This is a genomic window from Flavobacterium glycines (assembly GCF_900100165.1).
In the GTDB taxonomy this organism is placed as follows: domain Bacteria; phylum Bacteroidota; class Bacteroidia; order Flavobacteriales; family Flavobacteriaceae; genus Flavobacterium; species Flavobacterium glycines.
In genome coordinates this window covers 35,483-56,731 of sequence record NZ_FNEO01000005.1, presented here as the reverse complement: position 1 = coordinate 56,731, position 21,249 = coordinate 35,483, and the positions used below count along the sequence as shown (strand labels likewise).

Genomic DNA, 21,249 nt, shown 5'->3' with positions numbered 1-21,249 from the left:
TGAATAAGCATTAAAATATTCGTAATAATTATTAAAATTTTTTCTATGTTATTAACAAAAACGATATAGTATCGACATTATCGGCATAATCCCATAATTTAGGCTGTTGTGTTTGTCCGAAAGCAATGCTGTTTTTAATTAAATTATTGCTAACTATACATTGGATATTATCAGTGTTTTGTTCTAGTTTTTTTTCAACCTCTGATAGGTCATCGTAATATTCATAAAAAATACTCGAAATAGGAGAGGCATGGCTATTATCTTCTTTGATAGTTAAAAAACCATTGTCAAGTAATTTGAAATTACTCATTAAAAAAACCGCTTTGTTATAGTCGTAATTGTTAGCGTATTTTTCATATTTGATGATATCCTGATATTCAAACATAGCTTCGAAAAAAGCATCAAAGTTATATCCTTTTGGAACAAAAAGTTTGGATACATTGCGGCAACCTAAGCCAAAATACCTGAAAATATCTTCTCCTAAAGCAATTAATTGCTCTTTGGTTTCTTCACCGTTTAATACAGCTACTGAATTGCGGCTTTTACGAATAATAGACGGTTTGTCTTTAAAATAATATTCAAAATAACGGGCGGTATTGTTGCTTCCAGTGGCAATTACAGCATCAAAATTTTCTAATTTTCCTTCAGTGAAAGTAATTTTATTTTCTAATTCAGGAGCAATATGAATCAAATATTTTGCTAAAAAAGGCAATAAATGTTGATCATTTGATGAGGTTTTTGCTAAAACATCATGACCGGTGATTAATACCGACAGGAAATCGTGAAAACCAACTAACGGAATGTTTCCGGCTAATATTAGTGCAATTTTCTTTGGTTTTACATTCGTAAAATCATAAGTGTTTAACCAGATGTTCAGGTTTTCTTCAGTCAGGGCATTTGCCCAGGATTGAATTGCATAATACACTTGTTCAGGTGTGTACCAGCCATTATGAGATTGAGATAAGTGAATTAAATCAACAAAGGAATCAAAAAAAACAGCATTGCCTAAAACGTCTTTTTTGGGACTATTTTCGGCTTCGGAAAATTGACTTAAAAATTTTCCCAATTCGATAAACGCATTTTTTTTATTTTCTAATGTCATAATGTTTGTTTATGAAATGTTTTGATTGTAATTTTGCACAAAAGTAAGATTTAATAAGTCGAAAGTCAAAAGTCTTCTATCAAATGTTTTTTTGGTTGTGTGATTTTAACTTTTAAAAAATAAATACAGAATAAAATGGCAATTATCATAACAGACGAATGTATCAATTGTGGTGCATGTGAACCGGAATGTCCAAATACAGCAATCTATGAAGGAGCTGACGATTGGAGATATAAAGATGGTACAACATTAAAAGGAAAAGTAGTGCTTCCTGACGGAACTGAAGTAGATGCTGATGAGGCTCAAACTCCAATTTCTGATGAGGTGTATTATATTGTTCCGGGTAAATGTACAGAGTGTAAAGGGTTTCATGACGAGCCACAATGTGCTGCTGTATGTCCTGTGGATTGTTGTGTTCCTGATGATAATCATGTAGAGGATGAAGAAACCTTGTTAAACAGACAGGCTTTCTTGCATAATGAATAGTTGATTATATATAATTTCAATTTAAAAATCCTGAGTGAACCACTCAGGATTTTTTTTGCGCTACAATTACAAAAGTATCGTAAGCATAAGTTTTTCTGTCAATAATTTCAATGATTTCAAAGTGGTTGAGATAGAGAAATAGCTGCATTTCGTTTAGTGTAAAGACTCTTACGGTGGCGTAGTCATTTGCAATTATTTTAGTATCGTCTATTGTATCACTATAATATTTAGCGGTCCATTCGAGTAAAAAATTGTCGTGCAGGCTTACTTCCCAGCTGCTTTTTCGACTATAATTAACACCTTTGTGTTGGGCTGAGTGAACAATAGGGCTGTTTTCTTTGATATATGGAATGAACCTGTTGGCGTCTATGAAATCAAAAATTATCACACCATCTGTATTAAGATTGTTATGCAGACAGTTAAAAGTATCATTGATGTCGTTGTTTGAAATTAAGTAACTCGTAGAACGACTGGTGATAATTATAGCATCAACTTTCTTTTCGAGATTAAAATCGCGCATATCGGCGTGAATAAAGTGACATCCGGGATTCCTTTTTTGTGCAATGCTAATCATGCTTTTGCTGTAATCAAGACCGATGTAGTTTTGTTTGTTTTCGATAAAGCGTTGAGCCAGATTCCCGGTTCCGCTGCCTATTTCTAAGATGTTTTTAGGTTTGTTTTTTTGCAGTAAGTTGTTGTAAAAAGTATATTCCCTGTCGTAGTCTATGAAGCTTTGATACATAGCGTCATATATTTCGGCCATTTTATCAGGATAAAGATTAGTCATAAATTATACAATTAATATTGTTGATAGCTTTGCTATAAAATCTTTAAATAAATCGAAGTTAATTCGGTTGAAAAAGGCAATTGCAAGATAAGATTTTTTGCTGAAAGCATTGGTTTTATAATCTTAAAATATCCGGCTCTGAATTAGAAAAAGAGATAAGAAAAAAGTGTTTGGACAGCTTGTTTTGCAGTCTTGAAAGTAGTGTTGGATTAATTTTGCAAATATGCTATCTATAGATTTTTATATCTTATATTTGCAACCGTTTAAATTAAAAAACTAAAAAAAAGTCTGGCTATAAAAAGTCCGGCTGTAAACAATACGATCATGAAAGCAGGAATTGTAGGATTACCAAATGTAGGGAAATCAACTTTATTTAATTGTTTGTCAAATGCTAAGGCGCAAAGTGCCAATTTTCCATTTTGTACTATCGAGCCTAATATTGGTGTGGTAAATGTGCCGGATCCAAGAATCGCAAGGTTAGAAGAATTAGTAAAACCGGAGCGTGTTCAGATGGCTACTGTTGATATTGTTGATATTGCAGGTTTGGTAAAAGGGGCTAGTAAAGGTGAAGGTCTTGGAAATCAGTTTCTTGGAAATATTCGTGAGTGTAATGCTATTATTCATGTGTTGCGTTGTTTTGATAATGATAATATTGTACACGTTGACGGAAATGTGAATCCTATTCGTGATAAAGAAACAATAGATATCGAATTGCAGTTGAAAGACTTAGAAACGGTTGAAAAACGTTTGGAAAAAGTAAATCGTGCGGCTAAAACCGGAAATAAGGAAGCGCAGACTGAAAAAGCGCTTTTGGACCGAATTAAAGACGCTTTATTACAGGCAAAATCTGCCAGAACAGTTGTTCCGCAATCGAATGAAGAAGAGGTTTTGATGGAAGAATTCCAATTGATTACTACCAAACCGGTTTTATATGTTTGTAATGTAGATGAAGCTTCGGCGGTAAACGGAAATAAATATGTAGATCAGGTACGTGAATTAGTAAAAGATGAAAATGCAGAGGTAATTGTGCTTTCTGTTGGTGCTGAGGCTGATATTACCGAATTAGAAAGTTACGAAGAGCGTCAGGTTTTCCTGGAAGATTTAGGATTAACTGAGCCAGGTTCGGCAGTATTGATTCGTGCGGCTTATAAATTATTGAATTTACAAACTTATTTTACTGCCGGAGTTAAAGAAGTTCGTGCCTGGACAATCAACATTGGGGATACTGCTCCCAAAGCGGCTGGAGTTATCCACACCGATTTTGAAAAAGGTTTTATTCGTGCGGAGGTAATTGCTTATGAAGATTTTTCGAACTATGGTTCGGAATCTAAAGTGAAGGAAGCTGGAAAATTGCGTGTGGAAGGAAAAGAATACATTGTAAAGGATGGTGACGTAATGCACTTTAGGTTTAATGTTTAATCTATGAAAAAAGCTTTATTGACTGTTTTCCTTGTTGTCGTTTTTAATGTCGTAGGTTTAGCTCAAAGTAACTATAGTGTAGGGGTGAATTTTGGTTCCAATTATACAAGTTTTAGGGGAAGCGATATTTTAGATCACACAGATTCAGGATTTGGTTATTTAGCAGGTCTTTTTGTTGAGTATAGGATTAATAAAAATTTTTCTATTAATTCAGGTTTAAACTTGGAGCAAAAGTCAATAAAATACGAAACAGATTATACTATAAGTTATTTTGATAATCAGACTTTTGAATATTTTGTTGAAGATATTAATGTAAAAACAATCAATAAGTATAAATATTTGACTATTCCTTTGTTGGTGAAGTATAGCTTCGGGAAAAGCAAATCTTTTTTTGTAAATGGAGGTGGTTTTATCTCGTTTTGGCAAAGTCATAAACAAAAATCACATTTCGTTAATAAGAATGGAGGTAGTATAGTGTATTCACCTTCAGGAATAAATTTTCCTTTAGCAAATGATGTTTCGAGTGATTATGGTGTGTCGTTGGGACTAGGGAAAATATTTGAGTTGGATAATAGAAATACAATTTTGATAGAACTAAGGGATAATTTAGGTTTGTGTAATACTATTGATGGGACTTTTAATCAAGGTGTGTCAGGGGGTATTAAAACTAATTCTTTGAGTTTAATTACTAGTTGGTCATTTAATTTGTAATACATATTTGTTTTTTTGTAGAAAGCTACTAAAGAGATTTAGTGGCTTTTTTTGTTTTCAAATTTTACTACATTTATAAAAAAAAAACATGAAAATAATCGCTTTTGGCGGAAGCCCAAGTAAAAACTCTATCAATAAAAAATTAGCGACTTATGCAGCTTCACTTTTTGAAAATGCCGAAGTAGAAATTTTGGATTTAAATAATTATCAAATGCCATTGTTTAGTGTGGACGTTGAAGCAGAAATTGGTCAGCATGAGTTAGCAAAAGCCTTTTTGGCTAAAATTGAATCAGCTGATTTTTTAGTGGTTTCTTTGGCAGAAAATAACGGGAATTATTCTGCCGCTTTTAAAAATGTATATGATTGGTGTTCTCGAATCACGGGGAAAGTATTTCAAAATAAGCCAATGTTATTAATGGCTACATCGCCGGGAGCCAGAGGAGGTGCTTCGGTATTGGAAATAGCCAAAAATGCTTTTCCGCGATATGGTGCGGATATTAAAGCAACTTTTTCTTTGCCAAGTTTTGATGCAAATTTTGATGTTGAAAACGGCAAAATAGCTAATCCGGAATTTGATAATCAGTTGAGGGAGATTGTTAAGAGTCTGGGAAGTTAAAAGTGTAAATTAATAGGTATTAATTAATTTAATGTTTCTATCTGATAGTTTTAGGTTTAGTATGGATAATTTTTATATTTGCTACACTATCTCTTTATAGTCTTTTAAATATAGAAAATAGTCTAAATATTGATTTAGCTAATGGGTAAATATGGTAAATAGCAAGCAATTATCTTTAGAACTGACTTTGTTGGTGTTTATCATGTCTCTATTTGTTATTGGGGTCGGAATTTTTGGTTTTATAAAGATTAGAGAATCAAATAATAGTTCAAAAGAATTATATACTGATAGGATATTGCCAATGGACCAATTGGCGGATATTCGTTTTTACACTTCTAATATTATAGCAACTGCTCGTCAAATTGATGGAAAAAAAATTGCCTACAATGATGCTTTGCGAAAGATTGTTCAATCACAGGATAGTATCAGAATAAACTGGAAAAAATATCAAAAAAGTTACCTTACAGATCAAGAAAAACAATTGGCTTTAAATGCCAAAATACAAATTGATAAATCAGATAGGGCTATTGAAAGATTGAAATTGGCGTTGAAAAAAGAAGATGCCAATTTGCTTGATTCCATTCTTAAAAATGAGTTATATCCTAATTTGAATTTGGTTGTTATTGAAGTGAGTAATTTGCTTCGTTTGCAAGTTAAAATTGGCGAAGCAATTAATCAAAATAATGATAGTAATTATAAAACCTATACTTCTGAAATTATTTGGATTATACTAATTGCTTTTGGATTTGCAGTTCCGTTTTTGTATTACCTGATAAAGAAAAATAGTGCTATTGTAAATAATTTAAAATTAAATAAGGCTAAATTGTTTCTTACCGAGAAGAATTATCGCAACTTAATTGAATATGCCGGGGAAGCTATTTTAATTCTAAATGAAGAGACTGAAATTATTGATTTGAATGAAGAAGCTTGCACTTTGTTTGGTTACACGCGGGAAGAATTACTTAATATTAATATATCCGAATTAGTACCTTCCGACGAAATTGAAAAACAAGCAGAAGATGTTGCTTTAATAAGAAAGGACAAATTTGCACAAATAAGCAGAAAAATAAAAAGAAAAGACGGTTCTTTTATTCAGACAGAAATCAGTAATAGATCGATGGATGGAAAAGGTTTTTTTGCCATTTTAAGAGATGTTACTGCTCGAAAAAATGCTGAAGAAGTAATAAAAAAATCAGAAGAAAAGTATCGTTATCTGTTTGATAATAACCCTGCTTATATTATAATTTGGGATTTAGAAACACTGGAAGTTTTAGAAATTAATAATGCTGTATTGTGTAAGTATGGCTATAGTAAAGAAGAGTGGTCGAGAATGTCAGTCTTGGATTATCGTCCAAAAGAAGATTATTCTAAAATAGAAGAATTTGCAAAATATATGTTGGTACATGATGATCCAATTGTAACAAGAAACTGGTCGCATTATAAGAAGAATGGAGATAAAATGATAATGGAAATTGCTTCTCATAAAATTGATTATAATAATCGAAAGGCCATATTGTCATTAGCGAATGATGTTACAATGCAAATCAAAGCCGAAGAGAAACTAAAACAAAGTGAGGAAAAACATCGCGTTTTGACCGAAAATATAAGTGATGCTATTTTGCTTTTAGACAAAGAAGGTAAAATTTTGTATCAAAGTCCCTCGGCCGAACGAATTTCAGGATATAGTTTTGAAGATGTCAAAGAAAAAAGTATTACCGAATTTTTAGTTTCAGATGAGTTGTTTCGTGGGCAACTTTTTTTGAAAGAAATTTTAGAAAATCCTAATATGCCTAAACAAAACCAATTTAGGATTAATCATAAAAAAGGACATGAAATCTGGATTGAAGGAACAGCTATTAATTTATTAGAAAATGAAAGTGTTAAAGCAATCATTCTAAATTATAGAGATGTTACTGATAATAAAATATTTGAAAATGAATTAATTCGCTATAATTCAGAATTGAAAAAAACAAATGCCGAATTGGATCGTTTTGTTTACAGTGCTTCTCATGATTTGCGTGCACCGTTAAAATCGATGTTGGGTCTTATTTATGTGACTAAAGAATGTGCTGATCCGGAAGATAGTGAGTTACATGAAAGGCTGGCAATGCTTAATAATAGTGTGGGGAAATTGGATGATTTTATTGAAGATATACTCCATTATTCCAGAAATGCCCGTATGGGGTTAGATAAAGATGAAATTAATTTTGGAAAAATAATTGAAGAAATTAAAGGAAGTCATAAATTTATAGAAGGGATAAAAGGGGTGCAATTCCATGTAGAGATCAGTTCGAGTGGATTGTTTGTTTCTGATTATCGAAGGTTAGGTGTGGTTTTGAATAATCTTCTTTCTAATGCTTTGAAATACAGAGATGTTTCTAAAGAAAAGTCTTTTGTGAATATTATCATTCGTAGCGATAAAACCAATGCAGTTATTGTTGTTGAAGATAATGGAGTAGGTATTGCTAATAATGACAAAGAGAAAATATTTGAAATGTTTTATAGAGCAACCACGCTTTCTTCGGGTTCAGGTCTTGGTTTGTATATTGTAAAAGAAGCTCTGGAAAAACTAGAAGGGACAATTAATGTAGAGTCTGAGCAGGATAAAGGAACTAAGTTTATTGTTGAAATTCCTAATCAAATTAGTAATTTAAATTAATTTTATGAAAGTCAAAAATATTCTCCTGATAGATGATAATGAGATAGATAATTATGTAAACAATCATATTATTACTAAAAGTAAAATTGCTGAAAAAATTACTGTAAAAAAATCTGCTATGGCGGCATTGGAATATTTAAAAAACACAGAAGGAGGTACCGTGGAATTTCCTGAATTAATTTTTTTAGACATATCAATGCCTGTAATGGATGGATTCGGATTTCTGGAAGAAATAATAAAGTTCCCTCAGACTATTGAAAAACAATGCGCTGTGGTTATGCTAAGTTCGTCAGATAATCCAAACGATATTAAAAGAGCAATGAATTTTGAAGTTGTGATTGATTTTTTTACCAAACCGTTGCGAATTGAAATGATTGAAAAATTAGCAGAGAAAGGAAATTTATAAAGCCTGTAATTTAAAATCCAATTTTCTTTTGTCAATATCATTTTTGATAACTTTGTTCGTTAGCCTTTTTAAAATAGGGTGATATATGCTATATTAGCAAAAAATCCACAAAATTTAATGTCAGATCAAAGTAAATATACCGAAGATAATATTCGGTCATTAGACTGGAAAGAGCATATTCGTATGCGTCCCGGTATGTATATCGGGAAATTAGGTGATGGTTCTTCACCGGATGATGGTATCTATATTTTATTGAAAGAAGTACTCGATAACTGTATCGATGAGTTTGTTATGGGCTCAGGAAAAACTATCGAAGTGACTATCAAGGACAAAACCGTGGCTGTTCGTGATTATGGTCGTGGAATTCCATTAGGAAAAGTGGTTGATGTGGTTTCTAAAATGAATACCGGAGGTAAGTATGATTCCCTGGCATTTAAGAAATCTGTGGGTTTGAATGGGGTGGGTACTAAGGCGGTGAATGCCTTGTCTAATTATTTCCGTGTAGAATCGGTGAGAGAAGACAAACAAAAAGCAGCCGAATTTTCAGCCGGGAATTTGGTTCTGGAAGAAGATATTATTGAAACGACCAAACGTAAAGGAACCAAAGTTACTTTTACTCCCGATGAGGCTATTTTTAAAAACTACAAATTTCGTAATGAATATGTAGTGAAAATGCTCAAAAATTATTGTTATCTGAATACCGGATTAACAATTATCTACAACGGTGAAAAATTCTTCTCAGATTACGGATTAAAAGATTTATTAAACGAAAATATAGCCGAAGAAGACAAAGTTTATGATATCATTCATCTAAAAGGAGATGATATCGAAATTGCGATGACGCATAGTAAATCACAATACAGTGAGGAATACCACTCTTTTGTAAACGGACAAAATACGACTCAGGGAGGAACACACTTGGTTGCTTTTCGTGAAGCTATTGTAAAAACAGTCAGAGAGTTTTACAACAAAGGTTTCGAACCTTCAGATATTCGAAAATCTATTGTAGGGGCGGTGAGTATTAAGGTGATGGAACCGGTTTTTGAATCGCAAACCAAAACCAAATTAGGTTCTACCGAAGTAGGTTCTGAGCCGGGAATGCCGTCGGTGCGAACTTTTGTAAATGATTTTGTCAAAAATAATTTAGACAATTATTTGCACAAAAATCCGGAAACTGCCGATTTGTTGCTGCGTAAAATTTTACAAGCTGAAAGAGAGCGTAAAGAACTTTCTGGTATTCGAAAATTAGCTAAAGACAGAGCTAAGAAAGCCAGTTTGCATAATAAAAAGTTGCGTGATTGTCGTGTGCATTTACCGGATATTAAAAATCCAAGATATTTAGAAAGTACTTTGTTTATTACCGAGGGGGATTCGGCTTCCGGATCGATTACCAAGTCGCGCGATGTGAACACACAGGCTGTTTTTAGTTTGCGTGGAAAACCGTTGAATTCGTATGGTATGAGCAAGAAAATTGTTTATGAAAATGAGGAATTCAACTTGTTACAGGCGGCTTTGGATATTGAGGATGATATGGAAAACCTGCGTTACAACAACATTGTTATCGCTACCGATGCCGATGTCGACGGAATGCACATTCGATTATTGTTAATTACCTTTTTCCTGCAATTTTTCCCGGAATTAATCAAAGAAGGGCATTTGTACATATTGCAAACACCTTTGTTTAGGGTTCGAAATAAAAAAGAAACGATTTATTGCTATTCGGAAGAAGAACGAAAAGCAGCTATCGAGAAATTAAAACCTAAACCTGAAATCACCCGATTCAAGGGATTGGGAGAGATTTCGCCAAATGAATTTCAGTTTTTTATTGGTGAAGATATTAGACTGGATCCTGTTATGATGGACAAACATACATCGGTAGAGCAATTATTATCTTTTTATATGGGTAAAAATACGCCGGACCGACAAGAGTTTATCATCAAGAATCTGAAGGTGGAATTGGATACCATTGAAGAAGCTTAATTTTAAAAATAATTAAGTATGGAGAATCAGGATATTCGTTGGAAACAGAGGTTTGAACATTTTGTAAATGCGTTTAAGCAATTAAAAAATGCTAAGCAACTTAAAGAAGAAAGAGACTTTACCGAATTAGAACTTCAAGGGGTAATTCAGGCATTTGAGGTTTCTCAGGAATTGTCTTGGAAAGTAATGAAAGATTTTCTGGAGGAGCAAGGAAAAACAGACTTGTTTGGTAGTAAAAATGCAGTTAAAGAAGCTTTTAATGTAGGACTTATTTCTAAAGGAGATATTTGGTTAGACATGATTAAAAGTAGAAATCTAACTTCTCATATTTATGATGAAAAAGAGGTTTTGGCCATTTTAGAAATTATTTTGAATGATTATTTTCCTGTTTTCATCGATTTTGAAAATAAAATGAAAAGCCTTTTATAATGTTTGGAATCTATCCTAAAAGTTATCAGGAAATTTTGGTGATTTTTGAAGATTGCCTTTCTATTGATGAGGTAGTAATCTATGGTTCCAGAGCGAAGGGAAATTACAGGGAAGGTTCAGACATTGATATTACGTTAAAAGGTGATGTGACAAAAGAAGATTTAAATAAGTTATGGCATAAATTAGATGATAGTTTTATCCCTTATAAATTTGACATATCCATTTATAAGGATTTAAAATCTCAAAGTTTAATAGAGCATATTGAAAGAGTTGGTAAAACTTTTTATAAAAGAGAAAACTGAAATAAATTCAGCATAAATGAAAGACGAAGAAGACGATAACATCATTCCAAACAACGAAGAAAATAATTCAGAAGAGAATCCTATTGATGAAAATCAGGATGGGGAAGAAGCTGATGAAATTATTGATGTAGAGGCTAAACATTTTGAAGGGGAGCATTTTTACGATAATGAAGAAGAAGATGCAAATGATACCATTACCAAAGTTACCGGTATGTATAAAGACTGGTTTTTGGATTATGCTTCTTATGTAATTTTAGAGCGTGCTGTTCCTGCTATCGAGGACGGATTTAAGCCCGTTCAACGCCGAATCATGCACTCTTTGAAAGAGTTGGATGATGGTCGTTATAATAAAGTTGCCAATGTTGTAGGTCACACTATGCAGTATCATCCGCACGGAGATGCGAGTATTGCTGATGCGATGGTGCAGATAGGGCAAAAAGATTTATTGATTGACTGTCAGGGAAACTGGGGGAATATTTTAACCGGAGACGGAGCTGCAGCTTCCCGTTATATCGAAGCACGTTTGTCAAAATTTGCTTTGGAGGTTTTGTATTCTCCAAAAATCACCGATTGGGGAGTTTCTTATGATGGTCGTCGTGCTGAACCCAACAATCTTCCGGTAAAGTTTCCGTTGCTTTTAGCACAGGGGGCAGAAGGTATCGCGGTAGGTTTATCGACTAAAGTTTTACCTCATAATTTTAACGAATTAATCGATGCTTCGATTAAAATATTAAAAGGAAAGCCGTTTACGTTGTATCCGGATTTTATGACTGCCGGTATTGCCGACGTTTCTAATTATAATGACGGAATGCGTGGCGGGCGTGTGCGTGTGCGTGCTAAAATTGCCCAGATAGACAAAAATACACTGGCAATTACTCAAATTCCGTTTTCGACCAATACTTCGACTTTGATTGACAGTATTTTGAAAGCCAATGATAAAGGCAAAATCAAAATCAAGAAAATTGAAGACAATACCGCCGCCGATGTTGAGATTTTAATTCACTTATATCCGGGAGTTTCTCCGGATAAAACTATTGATGCATTGTTTGCTTTCACTGCCTGTGAAACTTCGGTAGCACCTTTGGGCTGTGTGATTGAAGACAATAAGCCTTTGTTTATTGGGGTTTCGGCGATGTTGAAAATTTCGACTAACAGAACAGTCGATTTGCTTCGTCAGGAATTAGAGATTCACTTAGAGGAATTAAAAAACAAATGGCATTTTTCTACTTTGGAAAAAATCTTCATCCGTGAAGAAATGTACATTGATTTCAAATTGTATCATGATAAAGAATCTTTGTTCCAATACATGTACGATAGATTTGAGCCTTTCAAAAAATCCTTTGTTCGAGAAATCAACGACGACGATTTACAGCGATTGACTCAAATTCCGATGATTCGTATTACCCGTTTTGATTCTGATAAGGCCGATGAATTTATCGCTAAGTTGGAAGATGAAATGAAGGAGGTAGAATACAATTTGGAACATATTATTGATTTTGCCATTACCTATTTTACCAAGTTAAAAGAGAAATATGGTAAAGGACGCGAGCGTCAAACGGAACTGCGTATTTTTGATGATATCGAAGCTACAAAAGTAGTGTTGCGAAATACTAAATTATATGTGGACAGAGCAGAAGGTTTTGTAGGAACCAATTTGAAAAAAGACGAATATGTTACCGATTGCTCGGATATCGATGATGTGATTGTTTTTCTTCGTGACGGAAGTATGATGGTGACTAAAGTCGATGCTAAAACTTTTGTTGGGAAAGACATTATTCATGTAGCTGTTTTTGACAAAAGTGATAAACGTACTATTTATAATCTGGTGTATCGCGATGGAAAATCAGGACCATCTTATATTAAACGATTTAATGTTTCCGGAGTTACCAGAGATAAATTGTATGATTTGACCAATGGAACCAAAGGTTCTCAGGTATTGTATTTTACCTGTAATCCAAATGGAGAAGCTGAGGTTATTACAATTCTTTTACGTCAAATAAGCAGTATTAAGAAGTTAAAATTCGATTTGGATTTTGCTAAATTGGCTATTAAAGGTCGTGCTTCCAAAGGAAATTTAGTAACCAAATATCCAATTAAGAAAATCGAAATTAAGGAGAAAGGAATTTCTACTTTGTTACCAAGAAAAATTTGGTATGATGATACCGTACAACGTTTGAATGTTGATGCCAGAGGAGAATTATTAGGTGAATTCAGGCCAAGTGATAAAATTTTGATTATTCAGCAATCTGGAAAATTAAAAGTAATCATTCCTGAATTGTCTACTCACTTTGACGAAGATATGATCGTTTTGGAGAAATGGATTCCTAAAAAACCTATTTCAGCCATTTATTATGATGGAGAAAAAGAGCGCTACTATTTGAAGCGATTTTTAGTAGAGAATGAAGGTAAAGAAGAAAGTTTTATTACCGAACATCCTAATTCGCAACTGGAATTGGTATCTACCGATTACAGACCTTTGGTGGAATTGGTTTTTCCTAAAGTCAAAGGAGTTCAAAAAGAGAGTATTACGGTAGATGTTGAAAATTTTATAGCAATAAAAGGATTTAAAGCGTTAGGTAATCAACTAACTACGGATAAATTAAAACAGGTAAACGCTTTAGCACCGTTGCCTTATGAAGAGCCGGAAGAAGTTATAGCCGAAGAATTGGAAGTTAGAGGCGAATTAAATGCCGACGATAGTTCTATTCAACTCGAAGATGATGGCCAAATTGGTCTGGTTTTAGAATAAAAATCCCTGTCTTTTAGGGTAAATTGTAATGACTGTGCTGGTTTTACAGGCAGTCATTACAATCTTTATAAAATCTTTATATCCGGTTTGTTTTTATTATAAAATACTTATAACATATCATTTAACTTTGTCTTGTAAATAATCAGAGAATTAAAATGAAAAGTATTTTAAGACAAATAAAGATTAAAAATCAATACTTGATAAGCTTATGTTCTGTAAGCATTGTGTCGCTATTGTGTTTATTTACAAGAGATTATTTAGACTATAAAATAGCAGCTTATATATTGCTTGTAGTGGTGTCTTTATTGGCCATGTTTTTAGATATTTTTCCGGTTTTACTGAGTGCTTTTCTGAGCGCATTGATTTTGAATTTCTTATTCATCAAGCCTTATTATACCTTCCATATCAGTAATGCCGAAGATACTTTATTGTTTGTCTTATTTTTTGTTATTGCTTTTCTTAATGGCGTTTTGACTCATAAAATTAGAAAGACAGAGAAAATGCTTCAAATTAAGCAAGTTCGGTCTAATACAATGAAATTGTATAACGCATTATTAGATTCATTATCACATGAATTGCGAACACCTATTTCTGCAATTATGGGAGCAATTGATACGATTCAGAGTCAAAATGTAACTATTTCTGAAGAGAATAAATTACAATTGTATTCAGAAATTGAGAAGGCTTCTTTACGACTCAATCATCAGGTAGAAAATTTACTCAATATGTCTCGATTAGAATCGGGGGTTGTTGAACCTAAGATGGATTGGTGTGATATAAACGAGTTGTTTTATAATGTTTTAGATAATCTCAAAGAAGATTTGAAATTTCATAAAGTTAAGGTCAGTACCGATGAGAATTTGCCGCTTTTTAAATTGGATTATGGTTTGATGGAGCAAATTATTTACAATTTGGTTTTTAATGCCTCCCAATATACGCCCAAAGGAGCCAAGATAGAATTGAGTGCAGTTTATAATCCTGATGTAGATTTTGATTATAATTCAGAAAAATTAGAATCATGTGTTATAACAGTTTCTGATGATGGTTTGGGCTTCCCAGAGGAAGAAATCGATCAGGTTTTTGATAAATTTTACCGACTTCATAATTCAAAAACAGGAGGGACAGGACTCGGACTATCTATTGTAAAAGGTTTTGTCGAAGCTCAAAACGGTATGGTAACTCTGGAAAATAAAGAAGATGGAGGTTCTGTTTTTACATTATCTTTTCCGGCATTAGTAATGAACCCTAAAGAAATTTCAAATGAGTAATCCGGTAGAAATATTAATTGTAGATGATGAAGTCCAAATTAGAAAATTGCTCGAAATTGCTTTGGATTCCAATGGATACAAAACTTTTTTTGCAGTAAATGCTAAAGAAGGATTATCTCTTACTGCAAATCATCAGCCTGATTTAATTATTCTGGATTTAGGATTGCCTGACGAGGACGGACAACAGGTTTTGAAACGATTAAGAGAATGGTATAAAAAACCGATTATCATTTTAACGGTTAAAAATACTGAAGAAGAAATCGTAAAAGCCCTTGATAATGGAGCGAATGATTATTTGACAAAGCCGTTCAGAACACAGGAATTGCTTGCCAGAATCCGTACAGCATTAAGAAATACAAATGAGAATGCAATTGAACCCATTATTGAATTTGGTGACATTTCAATTGATTTTACTTCCAGGATTGTTAAGCAAAAAGAGGAGATTTTAAAATTAACTACTACCGAATATAATTTGCTTTCTATTTTGGTGAAAAATGAAGGCAGGGTACTCACACACCAGTATTTACTTAAAGAAGTTTGGGGGAATAGCTATTCCGATCAAACGCAATACTTACGTGTTTTTGTGGCGCAGCTTCGCAAAAAAATAGAAGAAGACTCTAATCATCCCAAATTTATCATTACAGAATCGGGTGTAGGATACCGATTTAATACGGGCTAAAATCTAAAAAAAAATAGCTGAAAAAACTTGTATTACGAGAACTTATGTTATTGCGATGGGGATATCTATGCTCAAAAATGAACTTATTTTAAAATTAAAAACTATAATAAAAATGAATAAATCTGTAATAGAAAAAGTAACGGCTGCCTCACTTTTGGTCGCTCTCGGGATCATTTATGGTGATATCGGAACGAGTCCGTTATATGTTATGAAATCAATAATAGGCACCAAAGAGATATCCGAATTATTGGTATATGGTGGGATTTCCTGTGTTTTTTGGACGCTTACCTTTCAAACAACAATTAAATATATCTTTTTAACACTCTCGGCAGATAATCATGGCGAAGGTGGTGTTTTTTCTCTTTATGCACTAGTAAAACGTTTTGGAAAGGGAAGATTAGTAATTCCTACAATTCTGGGTGCAACAACACTATTGGCGGATGGTATTATTACACCACCCATTTCAGTAGCTTCGGCAGTAGAAGGTATCGAAGTTGTTTTTCCGCATATCCCAACTTTACCCATTGTGATTGTAATTTTATCGGCATTGTTCTTTTTTCAGCGCTTTGGAACACAAAAAGTAGGTTCTTTTTTTGGTCCCGCAATGGTCGTTTGGTTTTCTATGCTATTCATATTGGGATTTGTACAAATTTTAGAACATCCTTCCATTTTAAAAGCGTTGAATCCAATGTACGCTTATGAATTATTAGTTGAATATCCTCATGGATTTTGGTTATTGGGAGGTGTTTTTCTTTGTACAACAGGGGCAGAAGCTTTGTATTCTGATTTGGGACATTGTGGTAAAAAGAACATCCGGATTACCTGGATTTTTGTCAAAACCGCATTGGTGGTTAACTATTTAGGACAGGCAGCCTGGCTTATGACACAAGGGAAATCATTTCTGGAGGACAGGAATCCTTTTTACCAGATTATGCCTCATTGGTTCCTTTTTTCGGGTATCATTATCGCAACTTTGGCAGCAATTATCGCTTCTCAGGCATTGATTAGTGGCTCTTATACATTGATAAATGAAGCGGTTTCGCTTAATTTCTGGCCAAGAGTTTCCATGCGAAATCCCACCAATCTTAAAGGGCAAATCTATATTCCGTCGGTCAACACTATTCTTTGGATAGGCTGTATTTTAATGATTTTGTATTTTAAAAATTCAACTCACATGGAGGCAGCTTATGGATTTTCGATAACCATAGCCATGCTGATGACAACGGTGCTTTTAAATTATTATTTGATTTACATCAAAAAGCTAAACCGTATTTTAATAGCCGGTATTATAGCAGTTTTTGCTGTTATTGAGATTGCTTTTTTTGTTGCCAACATTGTTAAAATCAAAGAAAGATGGATGTTTTTGTTCTTTGAGCTGTTTATTTTTATGACCATGTATGTGTGGTTCTTTTCCAGAAAAATCAATAATAAATTTTTAAAATTTACGAATCTTGTGGAGCACACACAGCAATTTCAGGAATTGAGTAATGATGACAGTATTCCAAAATATGCTACCCATTTAATTTATTTGTCTAAAGCGGATAGAAATTATGAAATTGAAGAAAAAATATTAAAATCTATTTTTTCGAAAAAACCAAAAAGAGCTGATGTTTACTGGTTTTTTCATATCAACAGGACGAATGAACCCTTTACATTGAATTATGAAGTAATAGAATTATTAGACGATAAAGTAATCAAAATTGTGTTGAATATTGGGTTTAGAATTCAGCCTAAAGTGGAATTGTATTTCAAAAAAATCGTTCAGGATTTGGTAAATAAAAAAGAGTTGAATTTACATATTCGTCCTGATGGATCCACAAAATACAATCCTGAACCTGATTTTAAATTTGTTATTCTGGAGAAATTCTTATCTGTTGAAAATGAATTTACCGTTAAAGATGCACTTTTAATGAACTCTTATTATATGCTTAAAAATTGTTCGCTTTCGGATATAAGAGCTTTCGGATTGGATAAAAGTGATGTTGAAATTGAAGAGATTCCTATCGTCTATCAGCCGATTGTGAATTTAGAATTAGAAAGAAAAATAGCAGCAAACTAATAATCAAAAAAATACCCCAAAAGTAAGTTACACTTTTGGGGTATTTTATTTTATCTGAAAAGATGATACAACATAATTGCAGGATCTTTTCCTTTCAATTTTTTTATGATTTTAAGAAACGCAATTGCTGTGATGTAAGCATCTCCCACAGCGGTATGACGATCGGTTTTTGCTATATCAAATTTGTCAGCCAAGTCGTCTAAGCTGTAATGATCCTTATGCTGTATCAGGTTGGATTTTATTAAAGTTCTTTTATACAACGTGGCTGTGTCCAAAGTTCGATTTTTAATTTTATCTAAACCGTTTCTTGCCAAAGCATTATTAATCATTGTCATGTCAAACAAGGTATGATGTGCAATAATAATTGAATCGCCAATATAGTCTAAAAACAGTTGTAAAACCTGAATTTCAGACTTATGATCCAATACATCACTACGGATAATTCCATGAATTTGTACGCTGGATTTATCAAAATGTTCCTGATCTATATAATGTTCGAAAACATTTTCTAAATTAATGACTCCATTTTCTAATGTTAATGCACCAATGCAAAGAATACGGTCATTGTTGTAATCAAAACCCGTAGTTTCGGTATCCAGCACAACAAAACGTTCGGATTCGATTGTTCTGTTTAATTTTTCATCAATGGGTTCTTTTAGGATTCCCAATATCTGAAGTGATTCTATAATTCTTTCTTTGAGAGTCATTATATAGTAATTTTTCCGGGATTAAAACGTATTGAAATCACTTCCTGTAATTCTTTGATGGTTTTAAAAGTAGCTTTAAGTTTTACTTTTTCTAATTTGGTTAGCGCTTCTAATTCGATAAATTGTCCTGAATCATGGTGTAATAGGCCTTGTTTTGTTCGGAATTTGAGTAAGGTTTTATACGAATAAGCACAAGATAAATACAAATCTTTGTTTTGAGGTTCGAGTTCGGCCAGTTTTTCAAATCGTTCCGGAGTATTACTAATTCCTTTAACAGAATGTGATAGAATTAAAACTCTTGCGGCATCTGCCAGCGGCATTAAAGCTCTTCGTTTAATATCAAAGAAATCTTTATGCGCACCGTCTTGTTCTACTAAAAACTGTCTGAAAAAACCTGTTGGCGAAGGACTTTGCAAAGCACCACTCACCAAATGAACATAAAAAATTGGATTAGCATCAATATCTCCAAAAATATAATCCGATAATTGGTTAGCAAGATCTCTGTCTCCGTAGGATAAACTATAATCAAAAAAGATGAAAGAAAGTAATACTTCATCTTTTCCGGGTTTACTAATCCAGTTATGAACTAATTCTTTCCATTGTTTTAAACTTAAGCACCATTTAGGGTTAGAAGCCATCATTTCGGCAGGACAATATTCATAACCAATTTCAAAAAGTCCTTTGTTAACTTCTGAGGCTAATTCCAGAAAATATTTTCTGGTTTTTTCTTGAATTATTTCTGGTACATCTTCATAAATAAGCGCATTATCCTGATCCGTATGTAATAATTGTTCACTACGTCCCTGACTGCCTAAGGCTAACCACGAAAAGCGGGCAGGAGGAGAGGTCTTCATTTTTGCCAATGATAACTCTATTACTCTTTGAATACAGGTGTCATTTAATTCGGTAATTATTTTAGAAGTAAGGGTTATAGGAATGTTTTGATCTAAATAGCCCTGCAATAATTGCATGATTTTAGCCCGAATGGGTTTTATTTCTTTTACTTTTTTTACTCTTTTCAGGGCTTTGATTAAAACCGCAGGATTGTTTCCTAAGGCAACCATGACATCGTGTTTGGATAAAATCCCTACAACTTTGGTGTTTGGCGTTCCGTCTTTAGTAAGACATAAATGGCTGATATTACTTTTCATCATCGCCATTTGTGCCTGAGTAATGGTCATTTTTTTAGAATAGGTAATTACGGGCGAATTCATAATTACATCTGCTGTGGTATTGATAGAATAATCTCCGGTGACAATTTTATTCCTTAAATCTTTATCGGTAATGATACCTATTGGTAACATATCTTCAACAACCAGCATGGCTCCCACGTTTTTCTTTGTCATGGTTTTTGCAATTTCCTTAGCCGTAGCAACTCTGGAGCAGGTAATGATTTTTTTGGAATATTTAATAGGTTGTAAGTCTAAAATCTTGTTATCAGTATCAATAACATCAGCTCCCATGTTTTCGTCTTCAAGAAACTCTCCGTAAAGCTTTTTACTATGACTTTTGGAAAAAGGATTTTGGGTATTTGAAGCAAAGCTATCAATAATAAAACCGCCTACATTATGATTTTTAATAGCATAAGGTTTAAAAATAGCAATCGGGATTGCGTACAAAATGCTTTCTTCGTGAGCGATGGCTTCCATCTTATAATTTTCGTGTGCAATTAAGGGACGTAAACCAAAAATATCACCTTCATCACACATGTCCAGAATGTTGTTTTGTGATTTTCTGCGTAATTCTACTGCTCCTTTATGAACCACGTAAAAAGAGTCATGCGTTTCTTCGTTTTCTTCAAAAATAATAGCACCTTTTTCCTTGTAGATAATGGAAACTTTTTCAGATAGTTTTTCAATATCATATTGATCTAAAAAGTTAAAAGGTGGAAAGTGTTTTAAAAAGTCGGCTACTCTTTGCGAAATGGTATTTTTCATTAAAAAAATATTTTGGGCTATATTGGTATCTGTTTGAGAAAAGAAAGCTAGTTGCTCGTTTTCTTAGTACGCTAATTTATTAATTTTTATGTTTTATAAAGCAAAAAAGCCCCTAATTAAGGAGCTTCTTTGATATTATTTAGAGAATTTATTTCTTTTTTGAAACTTTCATGTTCAATACTTCTACCAGTAATGAGAATGAAATAGCAAAATACAAATAGCCTTTAGGAATCGGGGTTACATGACTGCCAAAAATTAAGGCGTTTGATAAATGAGCACTTTCGGTCAATAACATCAAACCAATTAATATTAAGAAAGACAATCCTAAGATTTGAATAGAAGGATGTTTATTGACAAAAGTTCCAACAGGAACGGCAAATTGCATCATGATTAAAACCGAGACAACTACCGCAGCAATCATAATGTATAAGGCACCGGTAACTCCGTTAGTCATTCCTACTGCTGTTAAAATACTATCGAATGAGAATACAATGTCAATTAAAATGATTTGTACAATAACACTGCTGAACGATTTGGTCGCCGACTTTTTAATTTCTTGTTCTTCTTCACCTTTATGGTCTACTTTTTCTCTGATTTCGTTAGTGCTTTTGTAAATCAGGAACAATCCTCCTAATAAAAGAATAATACTTTGCCCGGAAACTTCTGCGTGCATCCAACTAAAATTAAACGTAAACCAAGGCTCTTTCATTGCAATTAAAACAGTAATTCCAAAAAGAAGAACGATACGCATGAACATGGCTAAAAACATTCCTATTTTGGTGGCTTTTTTACGGCTTTCTTCGGGTAATTTTCCTGTGGCTATCGATATGAAAATGATGTTGTCAATCCCTAGTACAATTTCTAGAAAAGTTAATGTTAACAAAGCAATCCAGGCATCGGGATTTAAAAATACTTCCATTTTGAGTTATGAGTTATGGGTTATGAGTTATAGG

Annotated in this window: 18 protein-coding genes; 13 read left to right on the top strand and 5 right to left on the bottom strand. The window is 33.2% G+C overall.

All coding sequences use genetic code 11. The features are described 5' to 3' along the window. Window positions 1-43 precede the first annotated feature (43 nt). Entirely contained in the window at window positions 44-1,102 is a 1,059-nt protein-coding gene (locus BLR17_RS12105) for an acyl-CoA reductase (protein WP_066330058.1), read from the bottom strand. Window positions 1,103-1,237: 135 nt separating this feature from the next. Between BLR17_RS12105 and BLR17_RS12100 the strand changes: the two genes are divergently transcribed. Beyond that, a complete protein-coding gene (locus BLR17_RS12100; RefSeq protein WP_066330057.1) occupies window positions 1,238-1,588 on the top strand; it encodes a 4Fe-4S dicluster domain-containing protein in 351 nt (116 codons plus the stop codon). Window positions 1,589-1,631: 43 nt separating this feature from the next. On the opposite strand, the gene BLR17_RS12095 is transcribed toward BLR17_RS12100, so the two are convergent. Continuing rightward, window positions 1,632-2,375 carry a class I SAM-dependent DNA methyltransferase gene (locus BLR17_RS12095; RefSeq protein ID WP_066330056.1) on the bottom strand — a complete coding sequence of 248 codons (744 nt, stop codon included), beginning with the start codon at window positions 2,373-2,375 and terminating at the stop codon, window positions 1,632-1,634. A gap of 324 nt (window positions 2,376-2,699) precedes the next feature. Between BLR17_RS12095 and ychF the strand changes: the two genes are divergently transcribed. From ychF to BLR17_RS12035, 12 genes are all read left to right on the top strand, one after another. Beyond that, complete coding sequence (gene ychF, locus BLR17_RS12090; RefSeq protein ID WP_066330055.1) at window positions 2,700-3,794, top strand: redox-regulated ATPase YchF; 1,095 nt, start codon at window positions 2,700-2,702, stop codon at window positions 3,792-3,794. A gap of 3 nt (window positions 3,795-3,797) precedes the next feature. Beyond that, window positions 3,798-4,505 carry a porin family protein gene (locus BLR17_RS12085; RefSeq protein ID WP_066330053.1) on the top strand — a complete coding sequence of 236 codons (708 nt, stop codon included), beginning with the start codon at window positions 3,798-3,800 and terminating at the stop codon, window positions 4,503-4,505. An 88-nt stretch (window positions 4,506-4,593) separates the two neighbouring features. Beyond that, entirely contained in the window at window positions 4,594-5,121 is a 528-nt protein-coding gene (locus tag BLR17_RS12080) for an NADPH-dependent FMN reductase (protein ID WP_066330051.1), read from the top strand. 151 nt (window positions 5,122-5,272) lie between these two features. Beyond that, window positions 5,273-7,780 (top strand): PAS domain S-box protein, encoded by a 2,508-nt coding sequence (locus tag BLR17_RS12075; protein ID WP_074517189.1) that lies wholly within the window; start codon window positions 5,273-5,275, stop codon window positions 7,778-7,780. A gap of 4 nt (window positions 7,781-7,784) precedes the next feature. After that, window positions 7,785-8,186, top strand: coding sequence for a response regulator (locus BLR17_RS12070; RefSeq protein ID WP_066330047.1), 402 nt, complete (start codon window positions 7,785-7,787; stop codon window positions 8,184-8,186). A 117-nt stretch (window positions 8,187-8,303) separates the two neighbouring features. Continuing rightward, window positions 8,304-10,166, top strand: a complete 1,863-nt coding sequence (locus tag BLR17_RS12065) for a DNA topoisomerase IV subunit B (RefSeq protein ID WP_066330046.1) — start codon at window positions 8,304-8,306, stop codon at window positions 10,164-10,166. A gap of 18 nt (window positions 10,167-10,184) precedes the next feature. After that, window positions 10,185-10,595 (top strand): nucleotidyltransferase substrate binding protein, encoded by a 411-nt coding sequence (locus BLR17_RS12060; protein WP_066330045.1) that lies wholly within the window; start codon window positions 10,185-10,187, stop codon window positions 10,593-10,595. Continuing rightward, entirely contained in the window at window positions 10,595-10,897 is a 303-nt protein-coding gene (locus tag BLR17_RS12055) for a nucleotidyltransferase family protein (protein WP_066330044.1), read from the top strand. Before BLR17_RS12060 ends, BLR17_RS12055 begins: the two co-directional genes overlap by 1 nt. Before the next feature lie 16 nt (window positions 10,898-10,913). Then, entirely contained in the window at window positions 10,914-13,646 is a 2,733-nt protein-coding gene (locus tag BLR17_RS12050; protein WP_066330042.1) for a DNA gyrase/topoisomerase IV subunit A, read from the top strand. Between the two features lie 155 nt (window positions 13,647-13,801). Beyond that, window positions 13,802-14,914, top strand: a complete 1,113-nt coding sequence (locus tag BLR17_RS12045) for a sensor histidine kinase (RefSeq protein ID WP_066330040.1) — start codon at window positions 13,802-13,804, stop codon at window positions 14,912-14,914. Continuing rightward, window positions 14,907-15,593, top strand: a complete 687-nt coding sequence (locus BLR17_RS12040) for a response regulator (protein ID WP_066330038.1) — start codon at window positions 14,907-14,909, stop codon at window positions 15,591-15,593. The genes BLR17_RS12045 and BLR17_RS12040 overlap by 8 nt, the downstream gene beginning before the upstream one ends. Before the next feature lie 112 nt (window positions 15,594-15,705). Beyond that, window positions 15,706-17,652, top strand: a complete 1,947-nt coding sequence (locus tag BLR17_RS12035) for a KUP/HAK/KT family potassium transporter (protein WP_066330219.1) — start codon at window positions 15,706-15,708, stop codon at window positions 17,650-17,652. Window positions 17,653-17,702: 50 nt separating this feature from the next. On the opposite strand, the gene BLR17_RS12030 is transcribed toward BLR17_RS12035, so the two are convergent. The 3 genes from BLR17_RS12030 to BLR17_RS12020 all read right to left on the bottom strand — a co-directional run bounded on the left by BLR17_RS12030 (window position 17,703) and on the right by BLR17_RS12020 (window position 21,215). Beyond that, entirely contained in the window at window positions 17,703-18,359 is a 657-nt protein-coding gene (locus BLR17_RS12030) for a 3'-5' exonuclease (protein ID WP_083189596.1), read from the bottom strand. After that, window positions 18,359-20,296 (bottom strand): DUF294 nucleotidyltransferase-like domain-containing protein, encoded by a 1,938-nt coding sequence (locus BLR17_RS12025; protein WP_066330036.1) that lies wholly within the window; start codon window positions 20,294-20,296, stop codon window positions 18,359-18,361. The genes BLR17_RS12030 and BLR17_RS12025 overlap by 1 nt, the downstream gene beginning before the upstream one ends. A gap of 148 nt (window positions 20,297-20,444) precedes the next feature. Next, a complete protein-coding gene (locus BLR17_RS12020; protein ID WP_066330035.1) occupies window positions 20,445-21,215 on the bottom strand; it encodes a TerC family protein in 771 nt (256 codons plus the stop codon). Window positions 21,216-21,249 lie beyond the last annotated feature (34 nt).

Excerpts from the sequence above, each read along its gene's own strand:
- BLR17_RS12075 (WP_074517189.1), top strand. The coding sequence starts at position 5,273 with ATGGTAAATAGCAAGCAATTATCTTTAGAACTGACTTTGTTGGTGTTT.
- BLR17_RS12035 (WP_066330219.1), top strand. The coding sequence starts at position 15,706 with ATGAATAAATCTGTAATAGAAAAAGTAACGGCTGCCTCACTTTTGGTC.
- BLR17_RS12055 (WP_066330044.1), top strand. The coding sequence starts at position 10,595 with ATGTTTGGAATCTATCCTAAAAGTTATCAGGAAATTTTGGTGATTTTT.
- BLR17_RS12070 (WP_066330047.1), top strand. The coding sequence starts at position 7,785 with ATGAAAGTCAAAAATATTCTCCTGATAGATGATAATGAGATAGATAAT.
- BLR17_RS12065 (WP_066330046.1), top strand. The coding sequence starts at position 8,304 with ATGTCAGATCAAAGTAAATATACCGAAGATAATATTCGGTCATTAGAC.
- BLR17_RS12045 (WP_066330040.1), top strand. The coding sequence starts at position 13,802 with ATGAAAAGTATTTTAAGACAAATAAAGATTAAAAATCAATACTTGATA.
- BLR17_RS12085 (WP_066330053.1), top strand. The coding sequence starts at position 3,798 with ATGAAAAAAGCTTTATTGACTGTTTTCCTTGTTGTCGTTTTTAATGTC.
- BLR17_RS12050 (WP_066330042.1), top strand. The coding sequence starts at position 10,914 with ATGAAAGACGAAGAAGACGATAACATCATTCCAAACAACGAAGAAAAT.
- BLR17_RS12105 (WP_066330058.1), bottom strand. The coding sequence starts at position 1,102 with ATGACATTAGAAAATAAAAAAAATGCGTTTATCGAATTGGGAAAATTT.
- BLR17_RS12030 (WP_083189596.1), bottom strand. The coding sequence starts at position 18,359 with ATGACTCTCAAAGAAAGAATTATAGAATCACTTCAGATATTGGGAATC.
- ychF (WP_066330055.1), top strand. The coding sequence starts at position 2,700 with ATGAAAGCAGGAATTGTAGGATTACCAAATGTAGGGAAATCAACTTTA.
- BLR17_RS12020 (WP_066330035.1), bottom strand. The coding sequence starts at position 21,215 with ATGGAAGTATTTTTAAATCCCGATGCCTGGATTGCTTTGTTAACATTA.
- BLR17_RS12080 (WP_066330051.1), top strand. The coding sequence starts at position 4,594 with ATGAAAATAATCGCTTTTGGCGGAAGCCCAAGTAAAAACTCTATCAAT.
- BLR17_RS12040 (WP_066330038.1), top strand. The coding sequence starts at position 14,907 with ATGAGTAATCCGGTAGAAATATTAATTGTAGATGATGAAGTCCAAATT.
- BLR17_RS12100 (WP_066330057.1), top strand. The coding sequence starts at position 1,238 with ATGGCAATTATCATAACAGACGAATGTATCAATTGTGGTGCATGTGAA.
- BLR17_RS12025 (WP_066330036.1), bottom strand. The coding sequence starts at position 20,296 with ATGAAAAATACCATTTCGCAAAGAGTAGCCGACTTTTTAAAACACTTT.
- BLR17_RS12060 (WP_066330045.1), top strand. The coding sequence starts at position 10,185 with ATGGAGAATCAGGATATTCGTTGGAAACAGAGGTTTGAACATTTTGTA.
- BLR17_RS12095 (WP_066330056.1), bottom strand. The coding sequence starts at position 2,375 with ATGACTAATCTTTATCCTGATAAAATGGCCGAAATATATGACGCTATG.